At 35.5% G+C, this 18,913-nt stretch carries 15 protein-coding genes, 2 pseudogenes and 1 riboswitch; of the genes and pseudogenes, 13 read left to right on the top strand and 4 right to left on the bottom strand.

Going from position 1 to position 18,913, the window contains the following annotated elements:
- The first annotated feature begins 361 nt into the window (after positions 1–361).
- Entirely contained in the window at positions 362–1,054 is a 693-nt protein-coding gene (locus CP367_RS10125) for a hypothetical protein (RefSeq protein ID WP_013086324.1), read from the top strand.
- A gap of 96 nt (positions 1,055–1,150) precedes the next feature.
- Here CP367_RS10125 and CP367_RS10120 read toward each other — a convergent pair whose 3' ends face one another.
- On the bottom strand, positions 1,151–1,966 hold the full coding sequence (locus CP367_RS10120; protein WP_013086325.1) for a phage integrase N-terminal SAM-like domain-containing protein: 816 nt from the start codon (positions 1,964–1,966) through the stop codon (positions 1,151–1,153).
- Between the two features lie 161 nt (positions 1,967–2,127).
- Positions 2,128–2,188: riboswitch (Fluoride riboswitch) on the top strand.
- 42 nt (positions 2,189–2,230) lie between these two features.
- Between CP367_RS10120 and CP367_RS10115 the strand changes: the two genes are divergently transcribed.
- The 4 genes and pseudogenes from CP367_RS10115 to CP367_RS10100 all read left to right on the top strand — a co-directional run.
- Positions 2,231–2,629 carry a CrcB family protein gene (locus CP367_RS10115; RefSeq protein ID WP_005727168.1) on the top strand — a complete coding sequence of 133 codons (399 nt, stop codon included), beginning with the start codon at positions 2,231–2,233 and terminating at the stop codon, positions 2,627–2,629.
- Positions 2,626–3,003, top strand: coding sequence for a fluoride efflux transporter CrcB (crcB, locus tag CP367_RS10110; protein ID WP_005723027.1), 378 nt, complete (start codon positions 2,626–2,628; stop codon positions 3,001–3,003). The genes CP367_RS10115 and crcB overlap by 4 nt, the downstream gene beginning before the upstream one ends.
- Before the next feature lie 10 nt (positions 3,004–3,013).
- Positions 3,014–3,244, top strand: coding sequence for a hypothetical protein (locus CP367_RS10105; protein ID WP_005723028.1), 231 nt, complete (start codon positions 3,014–3,016; stop codon positions 3,242–3,244).
- Positions 3,175–3,873 (top strand): annotated as a pseudogene (locus CP367_RS10100) (amino acid permease); the annotation flags it as partial. The gene CP367_RS10105 and the pseudogene CP367_RS10100, both read left to right, overlap by 70 nt.
- 101 nt (positions 3,874–3,974) lie before the next feature.
- Here the strand turns inward: CP367_RS10100 and pepV are convergent.
- Positions 3,975–5,381, bottom strand: a complete 1,407-nt coding sequence (pepV, locus tag CP367_RS10095) for a dipeptidase PepV (protein WP_065990373.1) — start codon at positions 5,379–5,381, stop codon at positions 3,975–3,977.
- 186 nt (positions 5,382–5,567) lie between these two features.
- Here pepV and CP367_RS10090 point away from each other — a divergent pair, with 186 nt between their 5' ends.
- Positions 5,568–6,074, top strand: coding sequence for a pyridoxamine 5'-phosphate oxidase family protein (locus CP367_RS10090; RefSeq protein WP_005720258.1), 507 nt, complete (start codon positions 5,568–5,570; stop codon positions 6,072–6,074).
- A gap of 47 nt (positions 6,075–6,121) precedes the next feature.
- On the opposite strand, the gene CP367_RS10085 is transcribed toward CP367_RS10090, so the two are convergent.
- Positions 6,122–7,594, bottom strand: a complete 1,473-nt coding sequence (locus CP367_RS10085; protein ID WP_089146103.1) for an APC family permease — start codon at positions 7,592–7,594, stop codon at positions 6,122–6,124.
- Positions 7,595–7,826: 232 nt separating this feature from the next.
- Here CP367_RS10085 and CP367_RS10080 point away from each other — a divergent pair, with 232 nt between their 5' ends.
- The 6 genes from CP367_RS10080 (at position 7,827) to mmuM (ending at position 17,681) form a co-directional block, all read left to right on the top strand.
- Positions 7,827–9,914, top strand: a complete 2,088-nt coding sequence (locus CP367_RS10080; RefSeq protein WP_057727010.1) for a putative ornithine decarboxylase — start codon at positions 7,827–7,829, stop codon at positions 9,912–9,914.
- A gap of 10 nt (positions 9,915–9,924) precedes the next feature.
- Positions 9,925–11,184: a methionine gamma-lyase family protein gene (locus CP367_RS10075; RefSeq protein WP_013086330.1), complete on the top strand. Its 1,260-nt coding sequence runs from the start codon at positions 9,925–9,927 to the stop codon at positions 11,182–11,184.
- 119 nt (positions 11,185–11,303) lie between these two features.
- Positions 11,304–13,073, top strand: a complete 1,770-nt coding sequence (recQ, locus tag CP367_RS10070) for a DNA helicase RecQ (RefSeq protein WP_089146104.1) — start codon at positions 11,304–11,306, stop codon at positions 13,071–13,073.
- An 80-nt stretch (positions 13,074–13,153) separates the two neighbouring features.
- The gene (locus tag CP367_RS10065) at positions 13,154–13,606 is read left to right on the top strand and encodes a flavodoxin (RefSeq protein ID WP_005719566.1); all 453 of its coding nucleotides are present in this window, start codon (positions 13,154–13,156) and stop codon (positions 13,604–13,606) included.
- 410 nt (positions 13,607–14,016) lie between these two features.
- On the top strand, positions 14,017–16,530 hold the full coding sequence (locus CP367_RS10060) for an excinuclease ABC subunit UvrA (protein WP_089146105.1): 2,514 nt from the start codon (positions 14,017–14,019) through the stop codon (positions 16,528–16,530).
- A gap of 161 nt (positions 16,531–16,691) precedes the next feature.
- Positions 16,692–17,681 carry a homocysteine S-methyltransferase gene (gene mmuM, locus CP367_RS10055; protein WP_057727053.1) on the top strand — a complete coding sequence of 330 codons (990 nt, stop codon included), beginning with the start codon at positions 16,692–16,694 and terminating at the stop codon, positions 17,679–17,681.
- 255 nt (positions 17,682–17,936) lie between these two features.
- Here the strand turns inward: mmuM and CP367_RS10045 are convergent, their stop codons facing one another.
- Complete coding sequence (locus CP367_RS10045) at positions 17,937–18,569, bottom strand: phosphatase PAP2 family protein (protein WP_061204700.1); 633 nt, start codon at positions 18,567–18,569, stop codon at positions 17,937–17,939.
- A gap of 186 nt (positions 18,570–18,755) precedes the next feature.
- On the opposite strand from CP367_RS10045, the pseudogene CP367_RS10040 reads away from it, so the two are divergent.
- Positions 18,756–18,913 (top strand): annotated as a pseudogene (locus CP367_RS10040) (IS256 family transposase); the annotation flags it as partial.

Raw genomic sequence — 18,913 nt, 5'->3', positions numbered from 1 at the left:
GCATTTAACTAAGTTTCTAACAAGTTATTAACAGCTTGTTGTAGCTCTTTGCGCAATAAATCATTTATTTTGTCTGGATTGAATAGAGCTTGAGCAAAATCTTTGGTAAAATCATTCATGAAGGAGTTCTTCTTTCTGTATGTGTTTTTTTTGTTCAAACCAATCATACGAGAAAGGAACTCCTTTTTCTAATGTTTAAAGAAATAAATTTAAGGAATCATTCATCCTTACACAAACTATTTTACAGTCTCGATGGAACTGCAACTCGAAGCAGGTATTATATAAAATGTCAATTGCAAGAGAATAATAAAACAAAAATGACGAATAATAATTGACGTTTTAATTTAAGGAGAGATGTTTTTTGAAAACTAAATCTATTTTAACTAAGACTATTGCTGTTGCTGCTTTATCACTTGCAGGTATTGGTGCAATCAATCAACTAGATAATAATGAAGCACAAGCTGCCGTTGTGCAAAATGATGCAGTAGTGTATACAACTACACAAGCTACTACCGTTTACAATAACTATGAAAATCCAGTTGCAACTGGTCAAACTTTAGCAGCAGGTACTAACTGGAAGATTATAAAAACTGCTTATGATTCAAAGGGACAGAAGTGGTATGATCTTGGCTTAAATCAATGGGTATTAGCAACTAGTTATACTACTAGCCAAAATACTCAAGCTAGACAAGAAAATACCTACACTCAAACACAAACGCCAGCTCAACAAACTACACAAGCTAGCCAAAGTCAAAGTTCATACACTTATTCAAATGTGAACTACACACCTAAGACGACAACAACTAGTTCATATTCATCAACCGCAACAGGTTCCGAAGCTAGTGCAAAGGCATGGATCGCAAGCAAAGAATCTGGTGGCTCATACAGTGCTAGAAATGGCCAATATGTAGGTAAGTATCAACTTTCTTCATCTTATTTGAATGGTGATTATTCAGCTGCTAACCAAGAACGTGTAGCGGATAATTATGTCAAATCTAGATATGGCTCTTGGAGCGCTGCTAAAAATTTCTGGCAAGCAAATGGCTGGTACTAATAGATAACTCCAAGTTCTGACTAAGATAGATTTGTTGAAATTTCACCTTCAACAAACAAAGACGACTACTCGAAATGGGTAGTCGTTTTTGCTTGTTTATTTTTTTAATTCAAATTTACTTGTTTCTACATAGAGTGTCATATTTTTACGGTAGTAATTTAAAGTTTTCATTGAAAGATGTAATTTTTCAATATAATCCGCTTCTGTTAATTTTGAATTAGACAAAACAGAGTAGACATAAGACATCCGAAGCTTATGTGTAGTTAATGGCATGCCGACTATTGAACGGTCAGGGGCAATTTTTTGGTTAATATTAAAATCAGAAGCGTAATGTTTGCCATCGCGGCGAGCAAACAGATAGGGATTATCGTTATTGGCAAAATTAGTGTGATTTTGGATATATTCTCTGACATCATTTTCTTTAACTTTTGCCAACAATTCATTTACATGCAAAATCATAATTTCTTTTGGCTTAAAACCACAAGCAATAGCAGCCATCATCTTGATAGTTTCAGGATGAATATTTTTTATTTGAATTAATTCTGATAAATAATTTTCCCAGCCAATAACATAGTGTTGCTTACGATTGAAGCGATTACCACGTAAAGTGAGCAATGGATAAGTAATGATGTAGCCATATTCATTCAAAAAAACAAAATACATCTTTATGTGACTAAGATATTTATTTACTGTATTACTTTTCATATGGAGTTTATTTTCAAGTGAATCTAAAAAGTTACGTATATCTCCAGTTGTAACATTTTCTACATTTGCTTCAGTAGCATCTAAACTACCAGAATAATAATCCCAAAAAGTTGAAATTGAAGAACAGGCTAGAGAAATAGTTGAATCGGCTAGTTTCTTTTGTTGTTTACAGTAAATGCGAAATTTATCTTCATATGGAAAAGTCAAGATTGAGGCTCCTTTCAAACATTCGTTAAAAATAATTATACATTATTTCAAGCACGTTGTTACTAAATTTTTTATTAAATAATCAAACTGCGTGTCGCAAAGCGACACGCACACAATACAACTTGCCAACCAAACAGAAAAGTCGTATGATGATAACTGTTAACTGAATAGGCGATGACGTTCGCCATTAACCGAGTAAAATCTAATGACGTCTACTTTATCCGATAGGGGTAGAGTAGACGTTTTTTTGTGGGAGGAATCTGTTTGAATTCAAAATTTATTAATTACATTAGTATCGCTATTTTCGCCTTTTTTGGTGGTATGGCACGTGCTGGTTTAAATGCAAACTTCAGCTATTATGGTACTTTTTGGGGTAATGTCATAGGTTGCTTTTTATTAGCGTTTTTCACCTACTTTTTTATTGAAACTAAAGAGATTAGGCAGTGGCTTGTAGTTGGATTAGGTACTGGCTTTGTAGGTGCATTTACTACTTTTTCAACTTTTAATCTTGATGTTTTAAAAAATATGCAGGCTAATTTGCCAATCGAAGCAGTAATTTATTACTTTAGCTCAATTATTTTTGGCTTTGTTTTTGCTATGTTAGGAATGAAAATTGGTAAAAAAGTTGGTCAATTAGTAAGAAAGGAAAGGAATACACGATGAATTTTTTGCTTGCAGGAATTGGTGCATCAATTGGAGCTATGCTTCGTTATGCTATTACTAATTATGGTAAAAAGCATTGGGAATGGATTGGTAATAAATTTTCTAATTTACCTACACCGACTTTGCTTATTAACTTAACTGGAGCACTAATTTTAGGCTTGATTTTTGGAATTGGTGCTAACACTTTTATTTATGCATTACTGGGAACTGGAGTAATGGGTGGCTATACAACCTTTTCCACTATGAATACAGAATTGGTTGAGCTTTATAAGAGTAAAAATTATCGTGGTCTTGTATTCTACGCGGTGTCATCATATCTGGGTGGCTTGGTTCTAGTTTATTGCGGCTATTATTTAGGAAATTTACTGAAATAATATTGACAGCATGAAAAAAATGGGTTTGCTTGAACAGATTAAAAATAAGGGATTAGTCCTAGATGGTGCAATGTCGTATGAATTGGAAAAACAAGGCGTAGATAATAATAATAAATTATGGACCGCAACAGCTTTGATTGATCAGTTGAGCAAAGTTTATCAAGCACATTGGGATTGGTTAATTTTTATAAAAATGGCTGGTTCCCCAACGGCTGGGGTGGAGTATTTACAACAATGCTAACAGTAAACTTTGCTTTTTCAGGAACTGAGCTTATTGGCATTACGGCTGGTGAAGCAGAGAATCCTCAGAAAGCTATTCTTGAAGCAATTAGGACAACACTTTGGCGTTTAATTGTCTTCTTTATTGGCTCAATTGTAGTTATGGCTGCATTAATTCCTTATCATACGGCTGGAGTAACTCAAAGCCCATTTGTGTATGTGCTTGACCTAATTCATGTGCCATTTGCTGCAAATATTATGAACTTCGTAGTTTTGACTGCAATTATTTCTGCGGCCAATTCAGGTTTGTATGCTTCAACTAGAATGCTTTGGTCGTTGGGCAACGAAGTTTCTGGATTAGCTGTTGTATTCGTTTGGACGGCGATTGCATGGTCAGAATTGAAGTTTAGAAGGGCATTTTTAAACTCAGGTCATCAACTCAGTGAATTGAAGTACAAGACCCCATGGTATCCTGTAATTCCATATTTTGCATTTATATCAAGCCTGCTTTCTTGTGTGTTAATCTGGTTCGATCCAACCCAAAGAGTAGCATTGTACTATACAATTCCTTTTGTAGCTATTTGTTACTTGGGACATCATTTTTGGCTAAAATCTAAGAAAAATAATGAAGAAGTTTTATTGGAAAAATAAAAAAGTCACTAGTGATATATGACACTAGCAACTTTCTATAGCTTATATACTGCATTAAAACAAGATCAGTATATAAGCTTTTTTGATACATGTAAAAATTTTTATTCGGCGTCCTTGGTCAATTCATAGATAGCTTCGGCATAAATCGCAATTGAATTAATTAGGTCATCTACCTTCATATATTCATTTGCTTGGTGCATAACCATTGGAGCATCTTCAGGTTGAGCGCCATATGCAACTCCATGCTTAAATAAACGCCCATAAGTCCCACCGCCGATCACGACTTCATGACCTTTATTACCAGTCTGGCGTTCATAAACTTTGAGCAAGGTTTGAACTAATGGATCGTCTCCAGGTACATAATGAGGTTCTTCAAATGAAGCAAAACTTGGAGTTAAGATATCACCAAATTTTTCTTCAACTTGCTTAACCATCTTATCTGGATCAGTACCTTGAGGATAGCGAATATTATCTTTCAAAACAGCATTTCCATTTTCCTCGTAATCAAACATTGATGGAGCACTTGAGAGATCACCCATCAAGTCATCATGATGAGCAACGCCTAATTTTTTGCCGTTAAAGTCTTCATGTTCAACATCGGCTAAGAAATGAAGCCAGCTTCTATCGCGACCAGCAAAATCAAATTGATCTAGAAATACTGCCAAAAATGTAGCCGCATTTCTACCAACTTGAGGTGCAGATGCATGGGCACCTTGACCAGTTAATTCAATCTTAGCTTCATCGCCCTCAATAGTGAATTCGCCTTCAAGTTTATTATCTGATAAAAACTTAGTATATTTTTCCTTCATTGTGGCTAAATCACTACCAACAATAGTTGCATAGGCCTTTTGAGGAGTTACGTTTTCGGCAATGCCGGCCTTGAATGACTTAAGGATTACTGATCCCTTTTTATTGTCATCTTTAAAGGTCATGGTCAGGGTATAGATCCCCTGTTCACCGTTGATAATTGGAAATTCGGCATCAGGTGAGAATACTTGATCAGGGGTTGGCTCATGTTTTAGGTAGTAATCAATGCCAACCCAATTAGTTTCCTCATTGGTTCCCACAATAAAATCAATCTTTTTCTTAGGTTCAAATCCAGCTTCTTTAAGTAAAAGCATGCCATAATATGCAGCTAGGGCAGGACCTTTATCATCGGCAGAACCTCGACCAATGATTTTACCATCCTTAATTAACATTTTAAAAGGATCAGTTACCCAGCCGTCACCAGCTGGAACCACGTCCATGTGGCCAATAATGCCTAAACGTTTTTCACCAGTACCATAGTCGACACGGCCAGCGTAATTGTCAACATTTTTGATATGGAAACCATCACGCTGTGCAAACGATAAGAATTTCTTCATTGCCTTAACTGGACCTGGACCAACAGGATACTCTTCGGAAGTATTATTCAAATCCTCAGATGAGTCGATTGCGATTAATTCGTCAAGATCACGAAGAATGTCGTCCTTTTTGGCTTGGGCCAATTTCTTATAATCTAAATTCATATTCTGCCTCTTTTCTTATTTTTTGTTAGCTAAAATTTTACCAGAAAAATTAATATTAAACAATTATACATTTAAAATGGGAAAATAATGAGCATTAAAGTTGTTTTTAGTTAATTGTGTCATGTACACTATAAGAAATAATATAGATAAAAATTACAGAAAGTATATAGAAACGGAAAGATTATTATGAGACAACATGTTCCTGAACTCGATCGCAATTTAAGTAACGACGAATTCCTAGATCTAATCGTTGATTGTTTCCATTCAGTAATTTTTGGTACCGTTGATCAAAATGGTGATCCACATACCAATATTATCGATATTGACTTTAATGAAGATGGTCGTCTGATTTTTGCAACGACTAATCAGAAGTCATTTTATCGCCATATTAAGGGACACAATAAAGTTTCAATTACCGCTTTGCGCGGAAGAGAAACTCTCACTAGCATTGGTTTCACTCTAGAAGGCTATGTTGATGAGGTAAGTCCACAATATTTAGAACGAATTTATAAAATCAAACCACAAATGCATCATATTTATGCTAATAAAACTAAAGATATGAACACTTTACGAGCTTTTGCATTAACACCAATTATTGGTTCTGTTTATGATTTACGGTTTGATCATGTTTTTCAAAAACAATTCGACTTTGTTAATGTTCCTAGTAAGATGCAGGTTGAAATCTTAGAATAATAAAATAAACATGCCTCGATTTTCGAACTGATCGAAGCATGTTTATTTTATATATTCATTTCTTTACGTTCTTCGCGTTTTCTTAAGTATGGTAGTAAGAAGCCTAAGCCAAAGAGTACGATAACTGTAATAATATTCATAATTAATTGGTGATTAAAAGCTGCGCTACCGAATGTTGCTTCTGCTTCTTGAGGAATAAATCCTAAAGTAGCACAGATAAAGGTAAAGACTAAGCACCACCAGCCCATGATAAGGGCACCAGTCTTATTTTTAATGAAGACATAATCTGAGTGGAACTTCTCTTGGTGCATCCGTAACATAATGAAAGCGAAGAATACCCAACAAGTCTTGTATGGGGAAATAATACCATTGATATTTAAAAGCCAATTGTAAATTGAATTAATATTTGGCAAAGTCCCAGTAAGTAAAAGCAAGAATAAGGCTAAACCACAAGTTAAAGTGTACGAGTGAACTGGACGACCTGTTTTGTCTTTTTTCCCAGTTAACCATTTTGGCATGAATTTGTCGGCAACGTCACCGGCAAAGACACGACTTGATGCATCAAGTAAAACTGCTAATTGGGCCATCATAAAGAGGGCTTGAACAACAGCAAAGATGTACATTAATACTTTGCCCCAACCAAGGCTTTCGCCTAGTAGTTGAAATGCATAGTAAGGTCCGTTCATCTTGAAATCATGTGGAATATGATGAGCATTGAAAAACATTGCTAAAGCCAAAGTACCGAAGATAGTCAAGAATCCAGTCATCAAAGCCAACATCCACATTGCTTTAGGAAATTCGTGTTTTGGATCGCGCATTTGTACGATATAAGGAGCAGCAAGTTCTGCACCAGACATGGCGAAGATTAGAAGACCAGTGGTAGAAAAGTAACGTAAACTAAATGATGGCTTAAATGCGGCCAAGTTAAATGGTTGGGTAGCAATATGGTGTCCATGCATAACTGACCAAACAGCAAGTAAAACAAAGAGCATAGACATAATAAACATTGCACCACCACCAATTAAAGATAGTAGTTCAAGTGAATTCTTGATTGCATTTTCAACCAAAATAAAGGCAAGAATAATGACAAAGGTCAAAATCCCAAACCAAAAAGTAGACATATGCTTGTCTAAAGTATTGTTGCCCAAAATAATCCATGAAAAGGACACAATAACTGAATTAGAAACATCGACCAAATAAGGAACAGTTTGAACCCAATACATCCATGAAGTCCAGTAGCCCAGTGTATCGTTAGATGAATGACGTACCCAAGATGCCAATCCACCGGCTTGATCAGTAAAGGTTAGGCCCATTTGACTAGACATCAATGCATAAGGAATAACGTAGGCGAAGAGTAGGAAAATCCAAGATACAACTACTGATAAGCCTTGATTTTGAAATGGATAAAAAATATTTTCAAAACTGATAATCGTTACGAAGTCGATCAATGCAATAACCGGCCATGACATGTAGTGTTTTTTGCCGGGTTCGAAATTGACTGTTTCGATTGTTTCTGACATAAAAAATCCTCCAAGTTAAGCTATTTTATCGTTGTGTTGACATAGCTGTTCTCGGAGGCGAGCAAGGCAAATGCACTTGTTAAAAACCTCCAATATTTATATAATAATTTCAGCTGTAGCGTATTTTAAGAAAGAATGCAAAAAGTACGCTATACTGTAGAAAAATTATAAAGACTTTTTAAAGTTTTGCAATATGTAAAACGGTTTCGTGGACAAAATGGAAAGAAAAAGGATGGATTTTTTGAAAATTGCCATTGGAAATGGCGTCAATGTTAATAAGATGAAAGGTTGGTCGTCAATTCCAATTGGCGATGTACAAAATAGTGCTGAACTTGCCGCAATTGTTGTCAAAAATGATGATGCATTAGGAATAAAACAAGCAGAAGCTCTAAGAGAACAATCTGGCTTTCCGATTCCATTGATTAAAGTAACTGATCAGGTAGATGAAGACCAAGTCACTCAGAAAGCTACAGAATATGAAAAGCAAATGGTGCCAGGCTTTTTGACCGACTTGATCAATTTTGCTCAAGCAAAACCAATTTCATTTACTACACCGGGTCACCATAATGGGCAATATTATGACAAACATCCTGCCGGAGTAGTTTTTAATAAGTTCTTTGGTAAAAATCTAATGTTTGCCGATACAAGTGATACTGTTCCTCAATTAGGGGATACAATGACGCATGCTGGAACGCCACTTAATGCAGAAAAGAAAGCTGCTAAAACTTATCATGCAGATAAGGTTTACTTCTGTACCAACGGAACGACTTCAGCTAATTCTATTTGTGCAAGTGCACTTTTATCTGAAGGCGATCTAGTTTTATTTGATCGAAATAATCATAAATCTTTGTATAATTCTGCCTTGGTAATGAGCGGAGCAAAGCCGGTCTACATTCCAACTGATCGAAATGCACTTGGACTAATTGGAGAAATGGATCCAGCCTTCTTAACTGAAGATAAAATTAGAGCTGAAGTAGCTAAGATAGATCCGGCAAAGGCAAAGGCTAAGCGTCCATTTAGGTTAGCAATCGTACAAGCAGAAACCTATGATGGAGTCTTTTATGATGCACAGTGGATTATTGACCGAATCGGTAAACTTTGTGATTATGTTCTGTTTGACTGTGCCTGGGGCGGCTTTGAAGAATTCGTGCCAATTATGAGACATTTATCACCACTTCTACTTAACTTGGGTCCTGATGATCCAGGTATTTTGGTTACTCAGTCATTACATAAACAGCAAGCAGGTATGGCTCAAGCGTCACAGATTCTAAAAAAGGATGCTCATATTAAAGGACAAAAACGATATGTTGATCATAAGCACTTTAATCATGCTTATCTGAAGTTTGTTACTTCCAGTTATGCATACCCACTTTATGCTTCATTAACAGTTAATTCCTACGTTACTGCTGGAGCAGGAAATAAAAAGTGGTGGGATCAAACTCTGCGAATGGGAATTGAATGGCGGAAAAAACTACTCAAAAAGTCTAAGCTATTTAAGCCATTAGTTCCTGACAATTTTGCCGAAATTTCGACTGATGAATTGGCTACCAATGCAGAATATTGGGAAATGGGACAAAATACGGATTGGCACGGTTTCCGTAAAATGGTTCCAGGCGAAGCAATGATTGACCCATTGAAGATTACGGTAAAAACTCCCGGGATTGATGTAAAAAATGAAAAGTATGAGAAAACGGGTATTCCAGGCGCGGTAGTGGCAGAATACTTAATGGAAAATCATATTATTCGAGCTAAAAATGATTTGAATTCATTGTTGTTTTTACTTACACCGGGAGATAGTCAAGCAGAACTAGATACTTTACTTGAAGCTTTTTTAAGTTTTGAAAAACACTATCTAGAAGATGACTTAATGAAAGATGTTTTGCCGGTTTTATATAATGAGTATCCAAAGCGTTATCAAGGCTATACCCTGAAACAGTTGTGTCAAGAGATGCATGAGTACTATCAGGAAAATAATACTTTTGTATTACAGCAAAAGCTATTTTCTAAATCAGGGATGCAAGACTATCAAATGACACCAGCTACAGCTGATCAGCTTTTTAAAAAGGATCAAAATGAACTGGTCAACCTAGAAAATGTTGTTGGAAGAATTGCTGCCGAAGGAGCTTTGCCGTATCCACCAGGAGTTTTCATTGTTGCACCTGGTGAAAAATGGGGAGTAGTAGACCAAAAGTACTTTGAAGTCTTGGCGCATGCTATTGAAAAGTTTCCTGGTTTTGTGCCAGAGATTCAGGGAGTATATCTGAGCGAAAATAATAATGGTAGTTTATGCGTACAAGCAGAAGTAATCAAAAATAAATAGGGAGTTAAAAATGAGTTTTTCTTGGAAAGAGAATTTACCAAAAGAGTTAAGCGATAAAGTGACTAAAGTTGAATCAATGATTCAACCTCGTCTAGAAGAAATTGATGAACAAGTTTTGTATAATCAACAACGTGTATTGGACCTATTTAGAAAACATCATGTTGGTGAAGAAGATCTAGTTCCATCAACAGGCTACGGCTACGACGATATAGGTCGTGATAAGATTGAAGATATATATGCTGACTATTTTAAAACAGATGATGCTCTAGTTCGTCCACAATTTGGCTCAGGTACTCATGCAATTACAGTTGGTCTTTTCAGCATGCTTCGCCCAGGGGATACCCTTTATTATTTAACTGGAACGCCATATGATACCATTCAAGAAGTAATTGGTCTTGCTGGTAATAAGCCCGGTAACATGAAGGAATGGGGAATTAATTTTAAGACTACTGAATTGAAGAATGGGGAAGTAGACTACGACCAAGCTAAAAAAGATATCATGGACCCATCAATTAAAGTAGTCGCAATTCAAAGATCATTAGGGTATGCAACTCGTAAGACTTTTACTATGGCTAAGATTAAGCCAATGCTTAAGTTCATTAAAGAAGTTCGTCCAGATGTTAATATTTTTATTGATAATTGTTATGGAGAATTTTCTGAATGTGAAGAACCAACTTTTTATGGTGCTGATATGATGGCTGGTTCCCTTTATAAGAATGCTGGTGCAGGTTTAGTAAAAGGCGGTGCTTTTTTAGTTGGCCGGCAGGATTTAATTGATGGTGCTGGTTCACGGTTGACAGTGCCAGGAGCTGGAAAAGGTGAAGGCGCAACTTGGGGTTATTTGCGCGATATCTACCAAGGATTCTTTATGGCAGCTCATACTACTGGTGAAGCTCAAAAAGGTATGGTCTTTACTGCAGCCTTATTAGAAGAAATGGGGATGCAGGTTTCACCTAAATGGAGTGATCCACGTAGTGATATTGTTCAAACTGTTACTTTTGGCAAGCCGGATCCAATGGTTAAGTTCTGTGCAGCAATTCAACATTATTCACCTATGAACTCTTTTGTTGATCCAATTCCTTATCACCAAGATGGCTACGAAGATGAGGTTGTAATGGCTTCTGGTTCATTTGTCGAAGGCTCAACTATTGAGTTGTCATCTGATGGTCCACTTCGTGATCCATATATGCTTTATATTCAAGGTGGTTTGTCCTATGCTCATGATAAGATTGCGATTACTCATGCAGTAGAAGAAACATTTTATAAGTAAATTTAACTCTAAAAGATTCACATTTTTCTTTATTTAAAAGTGTGAATCTTTTTATCTTGTTTGGGGTAAATTGTTAATTTAGAATAAAAAGTAGCAATTTAACTAGTTAGGATAAGTTTATGAATCCAGAAGAAGTTTTAAAAGATATATTTGGCTATACAAATTTTCGCCCAGGTCAAAAACAAGTAATTGATTTAGTTTTAAAAAAGCAAAATGTGTTAGCGGTTATGCCAACCGGTGGCGGAAAATCAATGTGTTATCAAATACCAGCTTTGATTAATTCCGGTGTAACTTTGGTTATTTCACCATTAATTTCTTTAATGAAAGATCAAATTGATAATTTAAAGCAAAATGGAATTAATGCGGCAGCATTAAATTCTACTACACCGCAAGAAGAGGTTAATCCAATTTTACGTCAGGCATATAAAGGCAAAATTAAGTTAATTTATATTACACCTGAGCGTTTAGCGATTGATTATTTTAGATATCAGTTAAATTTTTTAGATATTGATCTAGTTGCTGTCGATGAAGCACACTGTATTTCACAATGGGGACATGATTTTCGACCTGCTTATCGTCAATTATTAGATGGAATCAATTCACTAAAAAGCAGACCAAATATATTAGCTTTAACAGCGACAGCCACGCCTGCGGTTCAAGATGATATTTGTGAACAATTGAATATTCCCAAGGAGAATATGATTGTTACCTCTTTTGCTCGCCCTAATATATCGTTTAAAGTGGTCAACTCACCACAAAATACTCCATTATATATTTCAGAATATATTAAGGCACATCAGGATAAAGCAGGGATTATTTACACTAATACACGTAAAAAAGTTGAAAGTTTGACAGATTATTTGGCTAAGAAAGGAATCTCTGTTGGTGCTTATCATGGTGGAATGGATTCTTCAGAACGAAGTCAAGTACAGGAAGCTTTTCAATTTGATGAATTTCAAGTAATTGTTGCAACTAATGCTTTTGGAATGGGGATCGATAAAAGTAATGTCAGATTTGTGATTCATGCCTCAAGTGCCCGTAATATGGAAAGTTACTATCAAGAAGCAGGTCGGGCAGGCCGTGATGGGGAAGAAAGCGAAGCGATTTTAATCTATCATCCTGGTGACTTGCGTCAATATCGCTACTTTATTGATGAATCAGATGCGGATGATAAATATCGAGAACTGCAATATCGTAAGTTGCAAACAATTACTGATTATGCTAATACTGGTGAATGTTTGCAGCAATTTATCGTCCGTTATTTTGGTCAAGATTGTCCGCCATGTGGCAAATGCTCAAATTGTCTAAATCAGGATGAATTGACTGACATTACCATTGATGCTCAAAAAGTGATTAGTATGGTTTATGAACTAGATGGTCGCTTTGGAAAAACGATAGTTGCTCAATGTTTGATTGGCTCAAAAAATCAGCGCATGCAAGAAATGAATGCTACACAATATAAGTCTTTTGGCTCTCTAAGAATGAAGCAAAAAGATGCTATAAGCTTGATTGACTATTTAATTGCTTCAGGTTATCTAGAAGTTGAAGGTAGCAAATATCCACTAGTGCATGTAACTAATCATGGGTGGGATGTACTAGATGGCAAAACTGTAGTCAAACGGCGAATTGCTAAGATTTCAGTAACTACTACTCATGCTGGTGAAGAAAGTGATACTTTATTTGAAGCTTTAAGACAAAAGCGTTTGGAATTAGCTAAGCAGCAAAAAGTACCAGCATTTATGATTTTTTCAGATCGCTCTTTGCACGATATGGCACAAATTAAACCACAAAATGAAAGTGAATTTTTAGAGGTAAGTGGTGTAGGGCAAGCGAAGATGAAAAAGTATGGTCAGGCTATGATGGAAATAATCAAAAGAAAAGGAAAATAGCTAAAATAATAATATTAAAATATTGGTCAAACCGGTCTTTTTTTATTACAATAAATGTAAATGAAAGAAGGACTAAATTTATGGCTAAAAAAACATTAATTATCTATTATTCTTGGGAAGGCAATACCAAGAACATGGCTAAAAAGATTAACGGAGAAATTGAAAACAGCGAATTAAAGGAAGTAACTGTTGCTCCTGACGCTTTTGATTCAGATATGTACAAGACCAACGATATTGCTCTAGATCAAATTCAAGGTAAGGTTCCTTATCCTGAAATTCAAATGGATGATATCGATTTTAATAATTATGATTTGATTTTAGTCGGTAGCCCTGTTTGGTCAGGCTATCCTGCAACTCCAATTAAGCCATTACTTGAAAAGATGAAAAACTACCGTGGTGAAGTTGCATCATTCTTTACCTCAGCAGGCACTAACCATAAGGCTTATGTTAGTCACTTTAAAGAATGGGCTAATGGTCTGAATGTTGTTGGTGTTGCACGTGATGATAGTGAAGTCCGCGATTGGGTTAAATAATTAACCTTTAGAATATTAAAAATCAGTACAAACTCCGTGTTTTGTACTGATTTTCTTTTGTATTTTAAGAACAAAAATAAGAGTTACAAAATGTAACCCTCATTTTTTATTTATGACACGAATCAAGCGCCGTTACGCATGACTCCTAGCTTGATAGGTGTCTCTAAATATGTGGTATTTTTATATATATCAAAAGAAAAAACAAGGGTTTCTTTAATCAATATCACAACAACACCTCATTTCTATGTCTTTTAAAAGTAAGCGCTTACTTTATCTACTTATAATATATCATATAACACATATTTTTAATAGTAATTTTGTCATAATTTTCCAAAAATTGGTTTGCTTGTTGGTAATTCATGATTATAGATTAAAAGAGATAATGACTAAATATGGAAAGGGGATATTTAATGACGATTCCAACGAAAATTGAAGTTCGTGGCGGACGAGTACATAACTTAAAGAATATTGACGTTGACATTCCTTTGAATAAATTTGTAGCAATTTCAGGACTGTCAGGCTCAGGAAAATCATCACTAGCAATGGGGATTCTTTATGAAGAAGGTTCAAGACGCTATCTTGATGCTCTGTCAACTTATATGCGTAGGCGAATTAAACAGGGAAATCAAGTTGATGTAACTAGCGTCAAACATATTCCCTCCGCATTAGCTTTACGGCAGCGTCCAAGTGTACCAAATGAGCGAGCTACAGTAGGAACCATGAGTGAGACTTTTAATGTTTTACGCTTAATTTTCTCTCGTTTGGGTTCTCCAGTTTGTCCTAATGGACACCGCTTGAAGCCGAGTTTTGCAATTGCAAAGGCAATGAGTATGTCAGGTGAGCAAATGGGACAATTAACTTGTCCAGTCTGTGGTGTAAAATTTTATGCACCAAGTGCCGAACAATTTGCTTTTAATTCAGATGGTGCATGTACTGAGTGTGGCGGAACTGGTAAGGTACGGCAACTAGATGAATCTAAACTGATTACGGATGAAAATTTGTCAATTAAAGATGGTGCAGTTGCATCTTGGAGCTTGCCAGGACGGAACTTTATGTCTAACGTTGCAGAACATGCTGGTGTTAGGATCGACATTCCTTATAAAGATCTTACTGATAAAGAAAAAGATTTTGTCTTAAATGGTCCTGAAAAGAAATATAAAATGGACTTTTTATCAGGAACTGGCAGGGTATTTCATGATTTTAATGCCTTATATGAAAATGCTCGGCAAGCTGTCTATCGTTCAGCAAAGAGTAGCAAATCAGAACGTGCGCAAAAAAGAATAGCCGAATTCTTTACATATTCGACTTGTCCACTTTGTCATGGTAGTCGTTTGAAACCAGAATTGTTACAACAGCTGGTCGGTAAGCAAAATATTAATCAGGTGGCTGAAATGCAGTTAGGTGATTTAGTTACCTGGGTTAAAGATGTGCAAGCAACTTTACCAACTAATATGCATAAAATGGCTCATTCGATTATTCAGGAGTTTTTGGATAATTTGCAACCATTATTAGACTTAGGGCTAGACTATTTGACTATGGCTAGAAGTGGAAATACCTTATCGACAGGTGAATTGCAACGAATTCAATTAGCAAGAACATTACGTACTGAAACTACTGGAGTTTTATATGTCTTGGATGAGCCTTCTATTGGTCTCCATCCTGCTAATGTTGCAGGATTAATTAAGGTTTTACGAAAATTAGTTGCTCAGGGCAATTCATTAGTAGTTGTTGATCATAATGTTGACATTATTAAAGCCGCTGATGAAGTAATTGAGATTGGACCACGTTCAGGTAAAAAAGGTGGTCAGATTTTGGATCAAGGTTCAATTACTGCGATCAAACATGATCAGCATTCTTTAATTCGACCATATTTGGATGGCAGTGCTAAGCTACTTGCCAGAGAGCCAGCCAATCAAATAAATTCCGATTCTATTTCATTTGAAGTAAAGCAATATTTTAATTTACATGATGTAAAAACTAAAATCCCACTAAACCAATTAACTGCAGTAACTGGTTTTTCAGGTGCCGGTAAAACTAGTTTGATTTTGGATAGTTTAGTGCCCGCTATTATAGCAAAAAGCAAAAGTGAAAAATTGCCAAAACAAATTAGTAGCTTTTCTAGCCCAATTTCAAATGTAGTAAGTGTTGATGCATCTCCAATTGGTAAAAGTACTCGGTCAACTGTAGCAACTTATACTTCAATTATGGACAATTTACGAAAGTTATATGCTAGTCAGCCACTCGCTAAAAAGAAGCATTATACGCCAAGTTGGTTTTCATATAATAATAAACAAGGAGCTTGTCCTACTTGTGGTGGTACAGGAATTGTGACTCTTGACATCCAATTTTTACCAGATATGCAACAAGTCTGTCCAACCTGTCATGGCGATCGTTATAATCAAGATGTACAAAAGGTGAAGTGGCATGATCTGTCAATTGTTGATGCCCTAAATCTAGATGTTAATGAAGCTCTACCGATTTTTGTTAAAGTGCCTAAGATTGAACGAGAGCTAAAATTGTTAAAAGAAGTAGGCTTGGATTACTTACATTTGGGAGAAGATACACCAACTTTGTCAGGTGGAGAAGCTCAGCGCCTTAAACTTGTTACTCATCTTAGTCATAAACAAAATGATACATTGTTTGTTTTCGATGAACCTACGATTGGCTTGCATCCTCTTGACGTGAAGGTTCTGGTCCAAGTAATGCAAAAGTTGTTAGCTCAGGGAGCTACCATTATTACAATCACTCATGATTTAAATTTAATTGTCAATTGTGATTACATGATTGATTTAGGCCCACGTGGTGGTAAAAACGGTGGTCGGATTGTCCAAGAGGGTAAGCCTTTAGAATTAAAGCAAAAGCCTGAAAGTTTAACGGCACACTATTTGGCCAATTATTTACATGATTTCGAAAATCTATTTTAATATTATATGAAAATAGCATTAAATAAATTTATAGCAAACTGTAGCTAAAAAATAAGACATAGGAAGAAATAATATTTGAAACAGATCTAAGATTAATGTAATATTAAATATAAATTAACTATATATTAACTATCTACTCAATTTATACTAAGGTGAGAAAAATGAATTTGCTCAAACAGATCCGTGATCGAGGATTAATCTTAGATGGTGCAATGTCTACAGCTCTTGAGAAGTTAGGCATTGATACAAATAATGAACTTTGGACAGCAATTGCATTAGAACATAATCTTGCTCAAATTTATCAAGTACATATGAATTATTTTAAGGCTGGAGCCCAGATGGCAATTACTGATACTTATCAAGCAAATATCCCAGCTTTTGAAAAACATGGTTTTACACAAGACCAGGCTACTAAATTGATTACTAATGCAGTTCAAATTGCCAAAAAAGCCCGTGATGATTTTGCAAAGACAACGGGAATTCATAATTATGTAGCGGCTTCAGTAGGACCTTATGGTGCATATTTAGCTCAAGGGGATGAATTTCGCGGAGATTATTCTCTAACAACGGAGGAATATCTTAATTTTCATTTACCACGATTGAAGATTTTATTGGCAAATAAACCTGATTGTCTCGCACTTGAAACTCAGCCTAAATTGGATGAAGTTGTAGCAATCTTAGATTGGTTAAAGGAAAATGCTCCGGAAATTCCAGTGTATGTAAGTTTTACATTGCATGATACAACTAAAATTAGTGATGGCACTCCTTTAAAGCGGGTAGTGCAAAAGCTTAATGAATATGATCAAGTATTTGCGATTGGAGCCAATTGCTTTAAACCGTTTTTAGCAACTGCAGTAATTGATAAAATTCATGATTTTACTGATAAACAAATTGTCATTTATCCTAACTTGGGTGGCGTTTATAACGAATTTGAGCGCAATTGGATTCCATTTAATGCAAAATTCGATTTTAAAAAGTTAAGTCAAGAGTGGTATGAACATGGTGCTAGAATAATAGGTGGCTGTTGTTCGACTACCGAAAAAGAAATTGGCCAAATTTCCGCCTTTTTTAAGACAATTAACAATACTAAAAGCAAATCAGTTAAATCAGAGCTAAAAAAGGTTAAAAATGATAGCAATATACAAATTTGATTTTTAAGAATTCATATACTTTTTTTGAAATTTATCAAGTAAAAATCTTTATCTTTTTATTTTTATTTGATATTATAGTAGCGGAGCGTGTGATGAGCGCTCCGAGGATGAAAAGGCTAAGCAAGATGTTTCTTATGACATCTGCTGATAGGAAGAAATTTGAAGGTGTAGAAAAGCCATTAAGGACATTTTCCTTAGTGACTTTTTCTTTTTGCCCAAAATAAATAGCCGACTTATCGTCGACTATTTTTAATCTTAAAAATTATTTTTGTCTGTTTGTGGAGTAACTTTATCCCAAATTGCATCTACTAAGCCAATCCACATTAAGCCCATAGCAACTGAGCCGCAAACATCACTTGGCCAGTGAGCGTAGAGATAAACTCTTGAAATCATTACTAAAACAAGCCAAATAGCTAATAAAACAGTGAGCCAGATTTTAGCAGTTTTATTTTTAACTAAAGCTGGAATCAATATTAGTATTAGCCAGAAAACAATGATCGCCATTCCTAATGTGTGGCCACTAGGAAAACTGAAACCATCATCAGCAGCTAAGTGAGCAGCTGGTCGTGCCCGTTGGATTATATGTTTAACAATCCAACCAAAAGCATCAGCTGTAACTAGTGAAATGACAATACTTGCCGAAAGAGGACGCTGCTTTTTCAGCCAAAGAATGACTGCTATCAACAGCATCCAAACTAAGTCAACTTTAGTATCTGCTAAAAATGTAATTGCATGCATAATGCTCTGCAGATTAGGAATACTGTGGACTAAGCCTTCAAAGAAATTGTCAAAGCCGGTAACCCAACTTGCATGAGCCATAATAGAGAATGCAAGAATCAAAAAGATCGGTAATCCGATACAAATAGAATAAATATTTTTTTTGCGCATTTTTTCCTCGTTTATACTTATTTTTATAACAATAATGAGTTTATCATAGAATATGGAGACTGTAAAATAGTTTGTGTAAGGATGAATGATTCCTTAAATTTATTTCTTTAAACATTAGAAAAAGGAGTTCCTTTCTCGTATGATTGGTTTGAACAAAAAAACACATACAGAAAGAAGAACTCCTTCATGAATGATTTTACCAAAGATTTTGCTCAAGCTCTATTCAATCCAGACAAAATAAATGATTTATTGCGCAAAGAGCTACAACAGGCTGTTAATAACTTGTTAGAAGCTGAATTGACTGCCTTTCTGGGCTATGATCCCTATGCCAGAAATGGCTGGAA

This window comes from Lactobacillus sp. UMNPBX16 (assembly GCF_002553775.1).
Lineage (GTDB): Bacteria > Bacillota > Bacilli > Lactobacillales > Lactobacillaceae > Lactobacillus > Lactobacillus crispatus.
The sequence above is the reverse complement of the archived record's forward strand: the minus strand, read 5'-3'. Positions and strand labels throughout refer to the sequence as shown.

Bases quoted from the DNA above. Each gene is read 5' to 3' on its own strand.
- crcB (WP_005723027.1), top strand. From the start codon at position 2,626: ATGAATTTTTTGCTTGCAGGAATTGGTGCATCAATTGGAGCTATGCTT.
- CP367_RS10105 (WP_005723028.1), top strand. From the start codon at position 3,014: ATGAAAAAAATGGGTTTGCTTGAACAGATTAAAAATAAGGGATTAGTC.
- pepV (WP_065990373.1), bottom strand. From the start codon at position 5,381: ATGAATTTAGATTATAAGAAATTGGCCCAAGCCAAAAAGGACGACATT.
- CP367_RS10090 (WP_005720258.1), top strand. From the start codon at position 5,568: ATGAGACAACATGTTCCTGAACTCGATCGCAATTTAAGTAACGACGAA.
- CP367_RS10085 (WP_089146103.1), bottom strand. From the start codon at position 7,594: ATGTCAGAAACAATCGAAACAGTCAATTTCGAACCCGGCAAAAAACAC.
- CP367_RS10080 (WP_057727010.1), top strand. From the start codon at position 7,827: ATGGATTTTTTGAAAATTGCCATTGGAAATGGCGTCAATGTTAATAAG.
- CP367_RS10075 (WP_013086330.1), top strand. From the start codon at position 9,925: ATGAGTTTTTCTTGGAAAGAGAATTTACCAAAAGAGTTAAGCGATAAA.
- recQ (WP_089146104.1), top strand. From the start codon at position 11,304: ATGAATCCAGAAGAAGTTTTAAAAGATATATTTGGCTATACAAATTTT.
- CP367_RS10065 (WP_005719566.1), top strand. From the start codon at position 13,154: ATGGCTAAAAAAACATTAATTATCTATTATTCTTGGGAAGGCAATACC.
- CP367_RS10060 (WP_089146105.1), top strand. From the start codon at position 14,017: ATGACGATTCCAACGAAAATTGAAGTTCGTGGCGGACGAGTACATAAC.
- mmuM (WP_057727053.1), top strand. From the start codon at position 16,692: ATGAATTTGCTCAAACAGATCCGTGATCGAGGATTAATCTTAGATGGT.
- CP367_RS10045 (WP_061204700.1), bottom strand. From the start codon at position 18,569: ATGCGCAAAAAAAATATTTATTCTATTTGTATCGGATTACCGATCTTT.